The sequence below is a fragment of the Chryseobacterium scophthalmum genome (assembly GCF_900143185.1).
In the GTDB taxonomy this organism is placed as follows: domain Bacteria; phylum Bacteroidota; class Bacteroidia; order Flavobacteriales; family Weeksellaceae; genus Chryseobacterium; species Chryseobacterium scophthalmum.
The window spans coordinates 489408-505765 of record NZ_FSRQ01000002.1 but is presented as its reverse complement, the minus strand read 5'-3'; the positions used below and the strand labels follow the sequence as shown (position 1 = coordinate 505765).

The 16358-nt window shown below is 34.2% G+C and carries 17 protein-coding genes; 10 read left to right on the top strand and 7 right to left on the bottom strand.

Features of this window, described 5'->3' with window-relative positions; genetic code table 11:
• The first annotated feature begins 128 nt into the window (after positions 1-128).
• The 8 genes from hemA to BUR17_RS12535 all read left to right on the top strand — a co-directional run bounded on the left by hemA (position 129) and on the right by BUR17_RS12535 (position 6160).
• A complete protein-coding gene (hemA, locus tag BUR17_RS12570) occupies positions 129-1403 on the top strand; it encodes a glutamyl-tRNA reductase (RefSeq protein WP_074230708.1) in 1275 nt (424 codons plus the stop codon).
• Positions 1390-2298, top strand: coding sequence for a hydroxymethylbilane synthase (hemC, locus tag BUR17_RS12565; RefSeq protein WP_074230707.1), 909 nt, complete (start codon positions 1390-1392; stop codon positions 2296-2298). Before hemA ends, hemC begins: the two co-directional genes overlap by 14 nt.
• 184 nt (positions 2299-2482) lie before the next feature.
• Positions 2483-3064 (top strand): DUF1287 domain-containing protein, encoded by a 582-nt coding sequence (locus BUR17_RS12560; RefSeq protein WP_074230706.1) that lies wholly within the window; start codon positions 2483-2485, stop codon positions 3062-3064.
• Positions 3065-3070: 6 nt separating this feature from the next.
• Positions 3071-3727, top strand: coding sequence for a peptidoglycan recognition protein family protein (locus tag BUR17_RS12555; RefSeq protein ID WP_074231215.1), 657 nt, complete (start codon positions 3071-3073; stop codon positions 3725-3727).
• The gene (locus BUR17_RS12550; protein ID WP_074230705.1) at positions 3727-4413 is read left to right on the top strand and encodes a uroporphyrinogen-III synthase; all 687 of its coding nucleotides are present in this window, start codon (positions 3727-3729) and stop codon (positions 4411-4413) included. Before BUR17_RS12555 ends, BUR17_RS12550 begins: the two co-directional genes overlap by 1 nt.
• A 37-nt stretch (positions 4414-4450) precedes the next feature.
• Complete coding sequence (gene hemE, locus BUR17_RS12545; RefSeq protein WP_074230704.1) at positions 4451-5482, top strand: uroporphyrinogen decarboxylase; 1032 nt, start codon at positions 4451-4453, stop codon at positions 5480-5482.
• 235 nt (positions 5483-5717) lie between these two features.
• The gene (locus BUR17_RS12540; RefSeq protein WP_074230703.1) at positions 5718-5954 is read left to right on the top strand and encodes a hypothetical protein; all 237 of its coding nucleotides are present in this window, start codon (positions 5718-5720) and stop codon (positions 5952-5954) included.
• Positions 5951-6160, top strand: a complete 210-nt coding sequence (locus BUR17_RS12535) for a hypothetical protein (protein WP_228418720.1) — start codon at positions 5951-5953, stop codon at positions 6158-6160. The genes BUR17_RS12540 and BUR17_RS12535 overlap by 4 nt, the downstream gene beginning before the upstream one ends.
• A 165-nt stretch (positions 6161-6325) precedes the next feature.
• Here BUR17_RS12535 and BUR17_RS12530 read toward each other — a convergent pair whose 3' ends face one another.
• From BUR17_RS12530 to BUR17_RS12500, 7 genes are all read right to left on the bottom strand, one after another.
• Positions 6326-6958 carry an NAD(P)H-dependent oxidoreductase gene (locus BUR17_RS12530; RefSeq protein ID WP_066678884.1) on the bottom strand — a complete coding sequence of 211 codons (633 nt, stop codon included), beginning with the start codon at positions 6956-6958 and terminating at the stop codon, positions 6326-6328.
• A gap of 140 nt (positions 6959-7098) precedes the next feature.
• Positions 7099-8214 carry an aspartyl protease family protein gene (locus BUR17_RS12525; RefSeq protein ID WP_074230702.1) on the bottom strand — a complete coding sequence of 372 codons (1116 nt, stop codon included), beginning with the start codon at positions 8212-8214 and terminating at the stop codon, positions 7099-7101.
• Between the two features lie 47 nt (positions 8215-8261).
• Entirely contained in the window at positions 8262-9482 is a 1221-nt protein-coding gene (locus tag BUR17_RS12520; RefSeq protein ID WP_074230701.1) for an aminotransferase class V-fold PLP-dependent enzyme, read from the bottom strand.
• A 157-nt stretch (positions 9483-9639) separates the two neighbouring features.
• On the bottom strand, positions 9640-10284 hold the full coding sequence (locus BUR17_RS12515) for a 50S ribosomal protein L25/general stress protein Ctc (RefSeq protein WP_074230700.1): 645 nt from the start codon (positions 10282-10284) through the stop codon (positions 9640-9642).
• A 56-nt stretch (positions 10285-10340) separates the two neighbouring features.
• Entirely contained in the window at positions 10341-11279 is a 939-nt protein-coding gene (locus tag BUR17_RS12510) for a ribose-phosphate pyrophosphokinase (RefSeq protein ID WP_074230699.1), read from the bottom strand.
• Positions 11280-11364: 85 nt separating this feature from the next.
• Positions 11365-12930 (bottom strand): SGNH/GDSL hydrolase family protein, encoded by a 1566-nt coding sequence (locus BUR17_RS12505; protein WP_074230698.1) that lies wholly within the window; start codon positions 12928-12930, stop codon positions 11365-11367.
• Positions 12931-12939: 9 nt separating this feature from the next.
• Complete coding sequence (locus tag BUR17_RS12500) at positions 12940-14178, bottom strand: OmpP1/FadL family transporter (protein ID WP_074230697.1); 1239 nt, start codon at positions 14176-14178, stop codon at positions 12940-12942.
• 277 nt (positions 14179-14455) lie between these two features.
• Between BUR17_RS12500 and BUR17_RS12495 the strand changes: the two genes are divergently transcribed.
• Together BUR17_RS12495 and BUR17_RS12490 are read left to right on the top strand one after the other, a co-directional pair.
• Positions 14456-15904, top strand: a complete 1449-nt coding sequence (locus BUR17_RS12495; RefSeq protein ID WP_074230696.1) for a PSP1 domain-containing protein — start codon at positions 14456-14458, stop codon at positions 15902-15904.
• Positions 15897-16358 carry a gliding motility lipoprotein GldH gene (locus BUR17_RS12490; RefSeq protein WP_074230695.1) on the top strand — a complete coding sequence of 154 codons (462 nt, stop codon included), beginning with the start codon at positions 15897-15899 and terminating at the stop codon, positions 16356-16358. The genes BUR17_RS12495 and BUR17_RS12490 overlap by 8 nt, the downstream gene beginning before the upstream one ends.

Below are 16358 nucleotides of genomic sequence, written 5' to 3'. Positions count from 1 at the left end.
AATTGTTTTTGTAAGTTTTAAGAAAAGTCATAAAATCTTAGATATTTAATTTATAGCTTTTTACGATAATTATCATACAAACAATCAGAGAATCTTTAAGTAAAATTTGCTTAAATTTGCGACTGCTTATGATACAGTATTCCAATATACATCAGACGTCAAATTTTGCCGTATTATCCATCAGTTACGAAAAGGCCGATGTAGAAACAAGGGGGAAATTTGCATTTTTTGATGACAATATTAAAAACTTTGTTGCCCGAATTCACGACGAAAATTTAGGGGACGCATTTGTGGTTTCCACATGCAACAGAACGGAAATTTATACCACGACTTCCAATTATCTTTTTGTAGCCGAAGAATATTGCAAAACAATTGGCGTAAACCTTTCGGATTTTCTTCAATTTGCCAATATTGCGACAAAAGAAGAAGCTTTAAATCACTTATTCAGAGTTGCAGCCGGACTGGAAAGTCAGATTATCGGTGATTTTGAAATCATCGGACAGATCAAAAAAGCATATGCCCGTTTTAAAAAAGAAAGACAAAACTCGAATCCTTTTTTAGAAAGATCGATTAATTCTGCAATTCAGATTTCTAAAAGAATAAAAAACGAAACCGGAATTTCAAACGGAGCCGCTTCTGTATCATATGCGGCAGTACATTATATTTTAAACAATCAGAAAAGAATTACCGAAAAAAATATTCTTCTTCTCGGAGTTGGTGAAATCGGTCAGAATACGGTTGAAAATTTGGTAAAACACGTTTATCAGCCTAAAATAAAAATCGCTAACCGAACTCAGGAAAAAGCAGCAAAAATTTCTGAGAAATACAATATTCCCAATATTGATTATAATGATTTTGAAAAGGAATTAGAAAACACCGACATTTTAATTGTTGCTACAGGAGCAAAAAATCCGATCATCAACAAATCTCATTTAAAAAACGGAAAAGAAATTCTGATTATTGATCTTTCTATTCCTCATAATGTTGATAAAAATGTTTCAGAACTCGATAATGTTACTTTGATCGATGTTGATGAACTTTCAAAACAAATTCAGGAAACTATTCAACAAAGAGAAAAAGAGATCCCGAAAGCCGAGGTTATCATTAAAGAAATGACCAAAGATTTTCTGGAATGGGAAAAAAAGAGAAAACTGGCGCCCAATATTCATCATTTCAAAGCAGTGTTGAAAAACATGGAGCGTAACGAAATGCACAATTTTTACAGAAAAAATAAGTACATCAATATCAACGACATGGAGCTTTCTGAGAAGATGATTCAGAAAATAACCAACCGTTTTGCAAAATATATCATCGACAACCCTTTAAAAGCGGAGGAAATTAGTAAATTAATGCACGAAATTTTAGTCGAACAACCCAATAACGAATTCAATGAAAAGCATTAGAATAGGAACCCGAAATTCTGCACTTGCACTTTGGCAGGCTAGAGAAGTTGCAAGACATTTGCAAAACCTTAATTATCTTACCGAGATTGTCCCAATCGTTTCTTCAGGCGACAAAAATCTTAATCAGCCTCTTTATTCTTTAGGAATTACAGGGGTTTTTACAAGAGATTTAGACATCGCATTGCTGAATGACGAAATTGATATTGCCGTGCATTCCCTAAAAGATGTACCCACAAAATTACCCGAAAATATAGAAATCGTCGCTTATCTTGAAAGAGACCATCCACAAGATGTTTTGATCAAAAGAAAATCGGCAATGAATAAAGAATTTCACGAACTTAAATTGGCGACAAGCAGTTTAAGAAGAAGAGCTTTTTGGTCTAAAAATTATCCCGATACAGAATTTTTTGACATCAGAGGAAACATTCAGACCAGACTTCAGAAACTTGAAGAACAGGATTTTGATGCAACCATTTTATCTCTGGCCGGAATTAAAAGAATGAAAATGGATATCGATTACGAATTTCTTCCATTCATGATTCCTGCACCTTCACAAGGTGTGGTTGCCGTTGCAGGACATTCCGACAAAAAAGAAATCAACGATATTCTGAAACAAATTAGTCATAAGCAAACTCAAATTTGTGTAGAGATTGAAAGAAATTTCCTGAGTACTCTTGAAGGAGGTTGTACCGCACCAATTGGAGCTTTTGCTGAAAAAATTGAAAACCAGATCAGATTCAAGGCTGCTCTTTGCTCTTTGGATGGAAAAAACTATATCGCCACCGACGAAAGTTTTGAATATAATGAAGAAGAAAATTTTGGCGAAAAATTTGCCAATATTGTTTTAGAAAACGGAGGTAAAGAATTGATGACTGAAATTAAAACTCAGCTTTAAGCTTTTAGGTTTTAGGTTTTAGGTTTTAGGTTTTAGGTTTTAGGTTTTAGGTTTTAGGTTTTAGGTTTTAGGCAAAATTAAGATTTTCTGAATCTTAACATTTCTTTATGCTTAAAGAATCTTCATGTTTAAAATTAATTTTTGAACTTTACAAGACTCGTTTTTCAATTCAAATTTTAAGCCCATGAAAAAATTCTTTTCAATATTCATTGTATTACTTTTTGTTTTTTTTGGAAAAGCACAAGCTCAATTTGCTCAAAAATTGTCCGATGCGGCTTTGAGCTTGACGAAAGACAAAGTGACTTACGATCCCGCTTATTATTCAATCAAGTATCCGAATGGTGATGTAGCTTCAGACAAAGGAGTTTGTACCGACGTAATTATAAGAGCATATCGAAAACTGGGAATTGATTTGCAAAAAGAAGTGCATGAAGATATGAAGAAGAATTTTTCTAAATATCCTAAAAAGTTTGGTTTGAAAAAACCAGACACGAATATTGATCATAGAAGAGTTCCAAACCTGATGGTTTTCTTTGCGAAATTTGGAAAATCTAAATCAATCGAAACCAAACCTGAATTATATGCTCCCGGAGATATTGTAACGTGGCTTCTTCCAGGAAATTTAACACATATCGGAATTGTGGTTAACAAAAAATCGGCAGACGGAAAAAGATATTTAATTGTACATAATATCGGCGCAGGACAGGTTATTGAAGATTGCCTGTTTAAATTTACAATTACCGGACATTACCAATATTCAAAATAATATATGATGAGAAAGGTAGTTTTCATTTTGTTTTTATTTATTTTAAACTTGAGTTCGGCACAGAATTCAAGCTTAAAAATCGTCGATAAACCGATCATTTATTCTGCGGAAAGAATTCAATTAAGTTTAGAATATTTAAAAGAACATCACGGTTTAACTCAAAAAACGCCAACGATTGTTCCGAAAATGATTGTTTTGCATTATACAGCGGGAGGAACAGTAGAAAGCAACCACAAATATTTCAACAAAACCCATCTTGAAAGCGCAAGAAATACTTTAAAAAAACAAAGCACCTTAAATGTTTCTTCGCAATTCATTATAGACCGGGACGGAACTATTTATCAGTTGATGGAACCAACTCAATTTGCAAGACACACAATTGGTTTAAATTATTGCGCCATCGGAGTTGAAAATATAGGAAGTAAAAAACAACCGCTTACTGAAAAGCAAGTGGAAGCCAACGCACAACTGGTAAGATATTTAACCAAAAAATACAAAATAGAATATCTTATTGGCCATTCAGAATACGGAGTTTTCAGAAATTCTAAATTATGGAAAGAATCTGATCCCAATTATTTCACAGGAAAAGAAGATCCAGGAAAAGACTTCATGACAAAAGTAAGAAAGCAAGTCGCAGATTTACATTTAAAAGACAAACCTTAATGAACATTTTATTTACCAAAAACATCGATCCTAAATACATTTCTGAAAAACTGGGAAATCATATTTCGGTCGATTGTATTGAGGTAATAAAAACAAAATCGATCTCGGTAGAACGTTTTGACCTGAAAGACCGATCGCTTATTTTCACAAGTTCCAACGGTGTAAAATCTTTTTTTGAAAACAAATTTCAGCCTAATGAAGATTTTACTGCAAAAAACTACAATAAGATTTACTGTGTAGGCGAAAAAACCAAAAGAGAGCTTCGTAAAAACGGTTTCGGAACCTTTAAGGTTTTAAAAAATGCTGAAACATTATCTCAGTTTATTACTGAAAACTGCGTTCACGAAAAATTCATTCATTTTTGTGGAAATTTAGCATTGGATGTTTTAGACAAGGAACTTCCGCTGCAGAATATTTCGTACAAAAAAGTGACTGTTTATGAGACCGAAGCACTTAATCCTGTGATACATGAAAAATATCATGCAATAGTTTTTTTTAGCCCGAGCGGAGTTCGTAGTTTTGCGAAAAATAATTCTTTAGAAAATGCTATTCTTTTTTCAATAGGAGAAACTACTTCTAAAGAGGTAAGAAAACATACAAAATCTGAGATTTTTACGAGTACAGAAAATACTTTATTAAACATATTGTCGGTCATAAAAAATAGATTACTAAAAGATATTTTATAATCTATCAACTAAAAACCGTCAATTATCAATTAAAATTATGATTAAAAACGACCTATATTTAAAAGCACTTCGTGGTGAAACTGTAGAAAGACCACCGGTTTGGATGATGAGACAGGCAGGACGATATTTGCCGGAATTTATTGCACTTCGCGACAAATACGATTTCTTCACAAGATGTCAGACTCCGGAACTGGCTTCTGAAATTACAGTTCAGCCCATCAGAAGATATCCTTTGGATGCTGCGATTTTATTTTCTGATATTTTGGTGGTTCCTCAAGCAATGGGAATTGATTTTAAAATGAAGGAAAATGTAGGTCCATGGTTGGATAATCCGATCAGAACGATGGAAGACGTACAGAATATAATTGTTCCTGATGTGAACGATACTTTAGGATACGTTTTTGATGCCATAGAACTGACTTTAATCAAATTAGACAACGATATTCCATTGATTGGTTTTGCGGGTTCTCCGTGGACGATTCTTTGCTATTGCGTAGAAGGAAAAGGAAGTAAGGCTTTTGATATTGCTAAATCTTTCTGTTTCCAACAACCGGAAGCTGCACATTTGTTACTTCAGAAAATTACAGACACTACGATTGCTTATCTGAAAAGAAAAGTTGAAAAAGGTGTTTCTGCAGTACAAGTTTTCGATTCTTGGGGTGGAATGCTTTCTCCAGAAGATTACCAGGAATTTTCTTGGCAATACATCAACCAGATCGTTGAGGTTTTAAGCCCATTAACACACGTTGTAGTTTTTGGAAAAGGATGCTGGTTTGCTTTGGAAGAAATGACAATGGCTCCAGTTTCAGCTTTGGGAGTTGACTGGACAATCAAGCCGGAATTTGCAAGAACTTTGACGAATCACACCATGACACTGCAAGGAAATTTTGATCCTGCAAGATTGCATTCTACACCTGAAACAATTAAGAAAATGGTGAATGAAATGATAAACCGTTTCGGAAAAGACCGATATATTGCCAATTTAGGACACGGAATTTTACCAAATATTCCTTTGGAAAATGCGGAAGCGTTTATCAGAGCGGTGGTAGATTGGAAGCCGAATAATTAAATTTTATTCCCACAGATCTTCACGGATTGACACAGATTTTTCAATACGTTTGTCATTCCTGAGGAATCTAAATTTAGCTTTAAAAATTACGCAAATACATTGTCAAGATTCCTACGGAATGACAAACTTTACGTAATTTAAAATTCATTATAAATAAAATCCCTTTCAAACTAATTGAGAGGGATTTTCAATTCCAAAATTATTTTTATACATTTGATTATCAAATATTTCTAAAATGGATATTCAATCAAGAAAATTAGAGTTTATACAAGACTTTCTTAAGCTTCAAAGCGAGGAAGTGATTGCTCAGTTTGAAAAGTTATTGAAAAAAGCTAAAAATATTGAGGAAGAAAATAAGCTTGAAAAGCTAACTATTGAAGAAATGAATGAAAGGATTTCAAAGTCAGAAGATGATTTTGAAAATAAAAAATTTAAAACAACTTCCGAATTACTTTCAAAATATTCAAATTGAAATACGAAGTTATTTGGTCTGAATTTTCTGAAAAACAGATTGATGAAATTTTCAATTATTACAAGGAAGTTTCTAAGAGTTATCAAGTTGCATTAAAAATTATCACTAAAATTCTTTTAGCTCCCGATAAATTAATTTACAATCCTAAAATAGGTCAAAGAGAATTTTGCTGGAAAACCGGAATATTGAGTATCATTATATTGTAGAATCAAATTATAAAATCATTTATTCTATTGATAATGATAATCTGTTCATTAAAATTGCCGATTTTTGACAACAGACAAAATCCAGAAAAGATAGAACGAGAAAAATAAAATCCCTTTCAAAAATACCTTTGAAAGGGATTTTTCTATGAAGAAAAAAATTAGCCGTTAATTAAGTTCTGTGATGAAATCTTCTTTCGATTTTCTCACTTTGGTAAGGTTTACCAACCAATCGTTTTCAGTATCTCTGTAACCGATTGGCAAAAGAAGAACACTTCTTAAACCTTTTTCTTTTAAATTTAAAATTTCATCTACTGCTTCAGGTGAAAACCCTTCCATTGGCGTAGAATCTACCTCTTCGAAAGCTGCTGCTATAATCGCTGCACCAAAAGAAATATAAGCCTGTTTTGCTGCATGTGTGAAGTTTTCTTCAGCTGGTCTTGGAGGATACATTGCCAAAATCTGTTGTCTGTAATTTTCCCAGCCTTCATTTTTAAAACCTCTTACATCGTTGGTTAAATCAAACATTTTATTGATTCTTTCCTCGGTATAATTATCCCAAGCTGCAAAAACCAAAAGATGTGAGCAATCTGTAACTTGAGGCTGATTCCAAGCGTGAGGTTTGATCTGTTCTTTGATTTCCTGATTGCTGATCACAATGATCTCAAAAGGCTGCAAACCGCTTGATGTAGGCGCCAATCTTGCCGCCTCTAATATTTTATCTAGTTTTTCCTGTGGCACTTTTTGCCCGTTCATTGCTTTTGTAGCAAATCTCCAGTTTAATTTATCTAATAATTCCATAGATTGAATAAAATTTTACCGGACAAAATTAGCGTAAACAATCTTAAGAAAATCGCTAAAAAGCTAATTTGAACAATTGTTAAAATCTATAATGTAACAAAATTGATTACAAAATGAAATTGCTGTTTTTTAAATTGAAATTAATTTAAATACTGTAAAATATTTTTCTTCTCGAGTTTAAATTCTTTTCCAGATTCGTTTTGAATAGTCATTTCAGAACTGTTATCAATAAGCTTTTTAACTTCACAAAATTTTTCAGCATTGATTTTTGAAATATCAATATTATTTACTTTAATAATTTTATCGGCAACATTTAATTCTGACAACTGAGGAATTTTTAGTTTATTAACGATAACCAAATGGTTCTCTACAGGAGCAAAAGCAATTCCGAAGCTATTATATTCTGCGGTTTTTCCTGTTGGATTGAGAATGACTTTTTTGTTGACGAAATCTAAATCGATGAGAAAATTTTCCATGAATCTTGTTCCCACCAAATTTCGTGAATCTGAACTCGTGTCAACAATCTGATTCCCCAAAATTTTATTATCAACCTCAACTTCCATCACATCAAGCTGTCTTTCGCCTTTACTAATGCTGCTTAATGATTGAGATAAAAGTCCTTCAAAAATCAAAAAATTATTGTCTTTTACTAATTGATAAGATCTTGAATTTAGTGTAAAACCTGAACCCGCTCCTGTATCGAAAAACACATTGAAATTTTGCTTTCTTATATTGACACTGATTGTAGGAACGTGAGTGAAATTTTCTTCAGAAAATGGGATTGATATCGATTGAGCAGAACTCTCTGTTACTTTATCTGAAATAATAATTTTTTTAAGTTTAAAATCTATTCGCCAAACTTTATTGTTCATCATATTCGCTCCGAAAATTCCACTGATTTTCTTGCACGCACGAGAATCCATCCAGCTAGTATCTGCAAATGAAAAGTCTATATTTTTAAATTTCAGATCATCAATTTTCAACTCGTTGGTTGAGAAAAGATCCATCCTTGATGTAGAATTATTAGCATCTGTACCTTCAAATATGGCGTTGCTCTTTTTTTCGTTCAACGAACCTTTTAGTTCAGAAGAAATAATCGTTAAAGCACCGGTATCAAATATGAAATTATGTTTCTTATTTTTGATATCAACATTGATGATTATTTTTCCATCAATATATTCAAAAGGAATTGTTGTTGCGCTAAAAATCAGGGGGAACAACAATAGCGCAAAAGCATAAAAAATCTTGTATTTCATCGTATTAAAAAATAAAGACTGCTTCAAAGAAACAGTCTGTTAAGTTATTAAGAAAGCATTCTTTTTGCTTTTTTCACACCTTCTACAAGCAAATCGATCTCATTAAATGTATTGTAAACTGCAAAACTTGCTCTTACAGTTCCTGCAATATTAAAGAAATCCATAATTGGTTGTGTACAATGATGTCCGGTTCTTACCGCAACTCCCATTTTATCGAGAATCATTCCTACATCCGAAGAAATGCCAATTCCTTCTAAATTAAACGAAACGACACCTGTTCTGTGAGCTTTTTCGCCATATACTTTTAGACCTTCAATCTCTAAAAGTTGTTTTTGTGCATATTCCAGCAAAGCATTTTCGTGAGTTTGGATATTTTCCTGTCCTACTTTTTTAATGAAATCAATAGCAGCACCTAAAGCAATATTTCCGCCTACATTTGGCGTTCCAGCTTCATATTTAAAAGGCAAACCAGCATACGTTGTTGCATCGAACGAACATACCGCAATCATTTCACCTCCACCGTGGAAAGGTGGCAAATCTTCAAGAATTTCCTGTTTTCCGTACAATATTCCCGTTCCCATCGGAGCATACATTTTATGCCCTGAAAATACAAAGAAATCGCAGTCTAATTTCTGCACATCAATTGTAAAATGAGGAGCCGACTGAGCGCCGTCAATCACGATATAAGCATCTGAATTGGCTCTTGTTTTAGCAATAATTTCTTCAACAGGATTTACAATTCCCAAAGCATTGGAAACCTGATTAACAGAAACTACTTTTGTTTTTTCGCTTAAAAATTCGTCTAAATAATCAAGCTGAAGAATTCCGTTTTCATCAATTGGGATGACGCGAAGTTTCGCACCTGTTCTTTCGCAAAGCAATTGCCATGGAACGATATTCGAATGATGCTCGAGATAAGAGACAATGATCTCGTCATCTTTCTTTAACTTTTGAGTTAAAATATAAGAGATAAGATTTAAACCTTCGGTTGTTCCTTTGGTAAAAATAACTTCAAAATCATGTTTAGCATTGATAAATTTCTGGATTTTTCTTCTTGAAAGCTCCATTTCTTCGGTTGCTAGTTGGCTCAATGTATGAATTCCGCGATGTACATTAGCGTTGAGTTCTGTATAATACTGATTCCAAACCTCAAGTACTGAGTTGGGTTTCTGAGACGTTGCTGCATTATCTAAATAAACCAATGGTTTACCGTTCACCTCCTGATTTAATATAGAAAACTGACTTCTGATTTCCTGAATGTCAAACATTATTACAATTTTAATTAAAAGGTTCTTTATTTAGAACGCATCAAATTTACGATTTTTTATCTAAAAGTCTGCCAGATTAATAGAGTGATCGTTTTTATCTAAAACAAAAAAACCTGCCAAAAAATGACAGGTTAATTTATTTAGAGTAAGAAAATTCTTATTCTGCTGAAGCTTCAGCCGCTTCTGGAGCTGCTCCTTCTTCAGTTGCAACTTCTTCATCCTCATCATCATCTTGAGCTGCCGCTCCACCTTTCGCTGCATTTCTAGACATTTTAACAGCTACAACAACTGCATTGTCTGGGTGCATGAAAGAATATCCTTCAGCTTTGATAGTTCCTACATAAAGTTTGTTACCAATTTTAAGCGGAGTAATATCTACAACGATCTCATCTGGCAAGTTTGCAGGAATAGCTTTTACTTTTAACTTTCTGAAAGTCTGACGTAAAACACCACCAGCTACAACACCTTTAGAACGACCTGTAATTCTTACAGGAACTTCCATAATAACCGGCTTATCGTCAGATAATCTGTAGAAGTCTGCGTGAATAATTTTGTCTGTAATTGGGTGGAACTGAATATCTTGAAGAACTGCAGGAATTACCTGTCCGTCAACTTCAATAGATACCGTGTGTGCTTCAGGAGTATATACCAAACCTTTGAATGACTTCTCTGTAGCAGAGAAATTCAATGGCTCACCACCTCCGTAAACAACACAAGGAACTAATTCAGCATCACGTAAAGCTTTTGTAGACTTTTTGCCCACGCTTTCTCTTTTTGTACCTTGAATTGTAATTGATTTCATTTATAAAAAATTTAAAAAAATTGTTTCGATTTAAATTGCATTTAGCTAATTATCAACTAGATAACGAACTTACTGCTAATAGATTGATGCTCGTGCACCATCTTCATAACATCTGCAAATAATGGGGCGCAAGATAGCACTTTTATTTTAGATGACAAACCATTTTTCACAGGAATTGAGTCAGTTACAATAACTTCCAACAATTGTGAGTTCTCAATATTGTCATAAGCCTTCCCAGAAAGCACTCCGTGAGTAGCCATTGCTCTTACAGATTTCGCTCCTTTTTCCATTAAGATATCTGCAGCTTTGCAAAGTGTTCCTGCAGTATCAATCATGTCGTCAATAAGAATAACGTTTTTACCTTCAACATCCCCGATAAGGAACATTTCTTCTACAACGTTTGCTTTTTTTCTTTCTTTATAGGCAATTACTACGTCTGCACCAAGGTGACCTGCATAGTTTTTTGCTCTTTTTGCACCTCCCATATCCGGAGAAGCAATGGTAAGATTATCAAGCTTAAGATTCTTAATGTAGTCTACAAAGATGGTAGAAGCATACAAATGATCAACAGGAATTTCAAAGAATCCTTGAATCTGATCTGCATGTAAATCCATCGTCATTACTCTAGTTGCACCTGCAGCAGTTAAAAGATTTGCCACCAATTTAGCACCAATCGGCGCTCTTGGCTTGTCTTTTCTGTCTTGTCTTGCAAGCCCAAAGTACGGAAGCACTACGGTAATACTTTTTGCAGAAGCTCTTTTTGCTGCATCAATCATTAGAAGCAATTCTAAAAGATTGTCTGCCGGCGGAAACGTAGATCCGATTAGGAAAACTCTTCCTCCTCTTACAGATTCGTCTAAAACAGGTTCGAATTCTCCGTCGCTGAACTCCTGAAAGTTGATTTTTCCTAATTCTTTCCCATAATGCTGGGCAATTTTTTCTGCAAGATCCTTACTGGTTCTTGTAGAAAATAGATAACTTAACTGATCGGCCATTTTTACTTTTTAAAAGATTTTGCAAATTTAAAAAAAAACCACAAGAATCAATCCTGTGGTTTCTATTATTTATTTTTATCTCCGATTAAGGAAATGTAATTCCTGAATATTTATTAGGATCTACCTGCGGTAAAGTCGATTTATATTTCATGTTGATTGCCTTTATAAATTCATTAGCAACCACTGCATATCCTCTTCCGGTAAGGTGAACTCCATCTAAAGAGAAAGTACCACCCGTAACAAAAGTAGCTGTATATTTCACTCCATTCCAAGAAATTCCTGATTTAGAATTTAATTCAATCATTTTAGCATTCATATCAACAAAAGCTAAACCATAAGAATCTGCCATAGATCTGATAGAGGTATTATAAGCTTTAACAGCTGTAGAAATATTATTCACTTCATCTGTCGTTAATGAATACTGATCTCCTATTGGGAAACTTGCTCCGTAAATAAATACAGAAGCTGGTGTAGCAGGTTGATTAGTTGTTGCATCTAAACCTAACAGCGCACTTGATGTAAGAAGCATTAATTCTCCAGGTTTTGCCTGACGTGCTCTTCCGAAAGCATTTCCTATAAATGCAGCCTGAGTTGCCGGAACACCACCTGCAGTAAGCGCAGCGGTAAGCTGTGCTGAAAGATTAGCTAATTTGTTATCAATAATAAGCACCGGATTATTTCCTGCCACAACAGGATTAATTCTATCACCTTGTCCAAATGCAGTAAGCGCTGCTTTTAAAGGTCCATAAAGCTGAGTATTTAAAGACTGTGCTTTTGCTGCGTCTAAAGGTATAGCATTATAAGGAACTCTTGTGAAAAACGGGATATTGGTAACATCAGGAATATTTGCAATAATACCTTTTGTAGATCCTACACTTTTCAGCCCATCAAGAACACCTTTTATAGAACCTGCTACTACATTAGCATCTGAAATATCATTTGATCTGTATGTCGCAGGATTTGTATTGCCGTTCTGTACTGTCGCAGCAGTATATGTAGTAACTCCTCCTGTAGTTTGCGAGTTTGTTCCACCATTGGTTGCATATGACAACACATCATTATTACCAATCCAAAGAGAGAAAAAGCTTGGTTTTTGTACCATTGCATCTGCTAAAACGCTCGTCGTTGCTGAAGAGGCAAATCTTACAAAATAAGGATTTGCAGTTCCTGTAGACAAACCTGCAGCACTTCCATAATTTGGAGCTACAAGATGAAAAGATTTTGCACCGGGAACTCCCATATTATTATATGGTCTACCTGCAGCAACATTATCTAAAGCTGCAGCAGCAGGAGACGCAACAGGAGCTAAAGCTCCATTAACCATTTTTAAAACGAGTTTTCCTGGGAAGCCTGGTAAATTTGTAAAGCCTCCAACATTATTGGGCATCAATGGCTGCTTAAACGCTCCTCCACCTGCAAGTTTCATTTGCATTGCAATCATACTTGGATAAGATTCGTTTTGGCCATCACTGTAAAGTGTTCCATCTCTATAACCTGATGTAAGTGAGTTTCCCAGTGCAACATAATTAGAGAAATCTGCTTCACCTTTCGTTACAACGATGTCTTCTACATCAGTATCAAAATCTGTATTACAACTTACTGTAAAAAAAAGTGCAGAAACAGCTATTGTAGATATTATTATTTTTTTCATAATTTAAAATTAAAAAGCATTATAAGATAAACCTAGACCAAAATAGAATGCTTTAGCCTTTGCCTGACCATAGAAACCTAAGTAATTATTTTTCACATCTCTGCTTTGTGGCATTGCATAACCTCCAGCAACGTCAACTCCGAATTTATTAAGCTTGAAACCTAAACCTCCTGTCAACACAAAAGAGTCAAAAGATGGTGTTTCTGGAATGAAGTTTTCATCAGAATAAGGAGATTCATCGTAATAAGCACCTAAACGACCATAAATCATATTAGTGAATGCATACTGAGTTCCTAATCTTACTGTTTTTGAATTTTTAAAGTTCTTTGGAGCAACCAATATTGTAGGATCTGCCTGATTTCCAATTGGTGCATTAGCAAAATCTAAAGTCAGTCTACTATATCTTTCCCAACCATGGTAGTTGAAATCTGCAGAGATTTGCCATTTTGGAGTAACTCTATATGTTAAACCAATTGTATATTCTTCTACAAGAGGTAAAGTTGCTGTGAAACTATCCTGTCCCGCTCCGTTCAATCCTAAAAGCGTGTTTACAGTAGTTTGTGCAGGCGCTACGAAAGTTGCAGTTCCTTTTTTAGCTTTCATATCAACGGGTGAACGGTATGCAATACTCATATCAAATTTTGGATCTGGTCTGAAATAAAAACCAAAACCATAACCGTGACCACTTGCTTTCTCGTCGTTAATATTAACCGTTCCGCCAAATTGCGTCACTGCTTTATCCCAATTTACCGATCCTCTTGCGTAAATATAACTCGCACCGAAAGAAACCCAGTCTGCCATTTTCACAGAAACCATAGGCTGGAAATAAAAACTTTTCAGCTCAAGTTTCTGTACCATTTCTCTTCCTTCCCAATCGTAAGGATACTGAATTGTGCTACCAAAAGGCGTAGAAAAACTAAAACCAATCGATAATTTATCAATCGGCTTATAAGCAATCGCTGCATAAATTGGTGTACCCAACGGATTATCAGTCTCTGTACTTTGTAAAGTATTTAAATTCTGAAAAGTAACTTTATTACTTGCTCCAAAACCTCCTGCAACAATACTTAGTTTAGAAGGAATAAATGACATACCTGCCGGATTAAAGAATGCAACACTCGCATCTTCAGCATGTGCACTTGTATGTGCCATTGCCAATTGCTTTACCCCTTGCAAAGAAACTCTAAAGCCTCCTGCATAAGATAAAACTCCAGCCAATAAAGCGGTTGATATTAATATTTTTTTCATAGACTATTATTATATAACCCAAATATAAAATTATTTTGTTTAGGTCTGTTAATAAATCTTAAAATTTTAAACAAAGTAATAAAAGAAAACTATGTTTAAAATAATATCTCCTGCATAAATTAAAATAACACACTCAATAACATTGCATTAAAGAGAATCCAGACAATCAATTTTCACCATGTTTAATATTAAACATTTTCAAAAATTAATATTTAGTACATTTGGAATTGTATAAAGATAAAAATCAATAAATTTGCAAGATTAAACAAATTATAATATGAGTTGTGGATGTAAAACATCCGGCGATTCTGCACATTCTTGCGGAACAAAATCTGCGAATGGCTGTGAAAGTGTAAATACCTGCGGTAATAGTTATAAATTAAGTGTTTTCGATTGGCTGTCTAACGTACAAAACCCTGCATCAAACAGGTGTGATTTTGTAGAAGTTAGATTTAAAAATGACAGAAAATTATTTTATAAAAATGTAAATAATATTCCTTTACATATAGGTAGCATTGTAACAGTAGAATCTAGTCCGGGACATGATGTAGGCGTAGTAAGCCTCACTGGTGAATTAGTGAAAATTCAGATGAAGAAAAAAAGAGCTTCAGAAGAAAACCCACTTAAAATATATAGGCTAGCCAACCAAAAAGACATTGAAGTTTGGCAGGAAGCTAGAAAAAAAGAGGAAAATGTAAAAATTGAAGCCCGAAAAATTTCACACAGAATAGGTCTTGAAATGAAGATTACTGATGTGGAATATCAAGGCGACTCTTCTAAAGTAACATTCTATTACACCGCCGATAACCGAGTGGATTTCAGAATGTTGATTAAAGAATTTGCAGGAGCTTTCCGTACAAAAATCGATATGAAACAGATCGGTTTCAGACAGGAAGCTGCAAAAGTAGGCGGAATAGGATCTTGCGGAAGAGAATTGTGTTGCTCTACTTGGTTAACTGACTTCAGATCGGTAAACACCAATGTTGCAAGATATCAGCAATTGAGCATCAATCCTCAAAAACTAGCAGGACAATGTGGTAAACTTAAATGTTGTCTAAACTATGAATTAGACAGCTATCTTGATGCATTAAGCCACTTCCCTTCTTCTTCAACCATGATTGATACCGAAAAAGGAAGAGCTTTCTGTATAAAAATTGATGTTTTCAAAAAGAAAATGTGGTTTGCTTACGTTGACAGCTCGATGGCGTGGTACGATTTCGACGTTGATTTGGTTAAAAAAATGATTTCACAAAATAAAAGAGGTGAAAAAACGTTACCTCTCGAAGATTTGAAACAACCTGAAATTTCTATTAAAACGGTAGATTTAATTCAAGAAAACAGTGTCGATCGTTTTGAAAAGAAAAACAGAGGTTTCAACAAAAACAGAAATCAAGGAAATCAGAATCAAAACAGACCAAACAACAATCAAAATCAGGGACCTAGAAAGCCTAGACCTGAAAACAACGAAAAACCACAGGACAGAGCAGATAAAGGCGAAAGAACAGAAAGACCTGAACGTCAGCAAAGACCTGAAAAAAACACAAGGCCTAATCAAAATAATAATCAAAGGCCTCAAAAACCGCAACAGCAGAAACCACAATCGGAAAAACCGCAGTTGGAAAAAACTGAAGCAGTAAATAATGATGTTGATAAAAAACCACAGAATCAACAGCCCAAAAAGAAGTTTAAAAAGAAATTTCCTCCAAAAAAAGATAATAATGCATAAAATTTCAGGACTTTTTCTCCTTGTTTTTTTGGTAAGCTGCAACGCTACCGGAGAAGACGTTATCATGAATAACGTTGATAATAAATGGAATAAGAAGACCCAACAAAAATTTAATCTTGAAATTTCGGATCCGCAAAATCCTAAAAATCTTATATTTGTTGTAAGGAACAACAATGAGTACCCTTACAGTAATATAAGATTCATTGTTAATCTTACCAACCCTAAAACCAAAGCCAAACAGATTGATACGCTGAATTATATTTTAGCAAAACCAAACGGAGAATGGCTTGGAACAGGATTTGGAGAAACGAAAGAAACTTTGTTTCAGTATAAATTGAATTACAAATTCCCGGAAAAAGGCAATTATGAAATTGCAGTTGCTCAGGCAATGAGAAACGACAATCTTCCTGGAATTGAAGACTTAGGTATAAAAGTAGAAACGGCTAAACCGTAA

What these genes read in the sequence shown, in the direction of transcription:
- hemA (WP_074230708.1), top strand. Translation starts at nt 129, where the DNA reads ATGATACAGTATTCCAATATACATCAGACGTCAAATTTTGCCGTATTA.
- hemC (WP_074230707.1), top strand. Translation starts at nt 1,390, where the DNA reads ATGAAAAGCATTAGAATAGGAACCCGAAATTCTGCACTTGCACTTTGG.
- BUR17_RS12560 (WP_074230706.1), top strand. Translation starts at nt 2,483, where the DNA reads ATGAAAAAATTCTTTTCAATATTCATTGTATTACTTTTTGTTTTTTTT.
- BUR17_RS12555 (WP_074231215.1), top strand. Translation starts at nt 3,071, where the DNA reads ATGAGAAAGGTAGTTTTCATTTTGTTTTTATTTATTTTAAACTTGAGT.
- BUR17_RS12550 (WP_074230705.1), top strand. Translation starts at nt 3,727, where the DNA reads ATGAACATTTTATTTACCAAAAACATCGATCCTAAATACATTTCTGAA.
- hemE (WP_074230704.1), top strand. Translation starts at nt 4,451, where the DNA reads ATGATTAAAAACGACCTATATTTAAAAGCACTTCGTGGTGAAACTGTA.
- BUR17_RS12540 (WP_074230703.1), top strand. Translation starts at nt 5,718, where the DNA reads ATGGATATTCAATCAAGAAAATTAGAGTTTATACAAGACTTTCTTAAG.
- BUR17_RS12530 (WP_066678884.1), bottom strand. Translation starts at nt 6,958, where the DNA reads ATGGAATTATTAGATAAATTAAACTGGAGATTTGCTACAAAAGCAATG.
- BUR17_RS12525 (WP_074230702.1), bottom strand. Translation starts at nt 8,214, where the DNA reads ATGAAATACAAGATTTTTTATGCTTTTGCGCTATTGTTGTTCCCCCTG.
- BUR17_RS12520 (WP_074230701.1), bottom strand. Translation starts at nt 9,482, where the DNA reads ATGTTTGACATTCAGGAAATCAGAAGTCAGTTTTCTATATTAAATCAG.
- BUR17_RS12515 (WP_074230700.1), bottom strand. Translation starts at nt 10,284, where the DNA reads ATGAAATCAATTACAATTCAAGGTACAAAAAGAGAAAGCGTGGGCAAA.
- BUR17_RS12510 (WP_074230699.1), bottom strand. Translation starts at nt 11,279, where the DNA reads ATGGCCGATCAGTTAAGTTATCTATTTTCTACAAGAACCAGTAAGGAT.
- BUR17_RS12505 (WP_074230698.1), bottom strand. Translation starts at nt 12,930, where the DNA reads ATGAAAAAAATAATAATATCTACAATAGCTGTTTCTGCACTTTTTTTT.
- BUR17_RS12500 (WP_074230697.1), bottom strand. Translation starts at nt 14,178, where the DNA reads ATGAAAAAAATATTAATATCAACCGCTTTATTGGCTGGAGTTTTATCT.
- BUR17_RS12495 (WP_074230696.1), top strand. Translation starts at nt 14,456, where the DNA reads ATGAGTTGTGGATGTAAAACATCCGGCGATTCTGCACATTCTTGCGGA.
- BUR17_RS12490 (WP_074230695.1), top strand. Translation starts at nt 15,897, where the DNA reads ATGCATAAAATTTCAGGACTTTTTCTCCTTGTTTTTTTGGTAAGCTGC.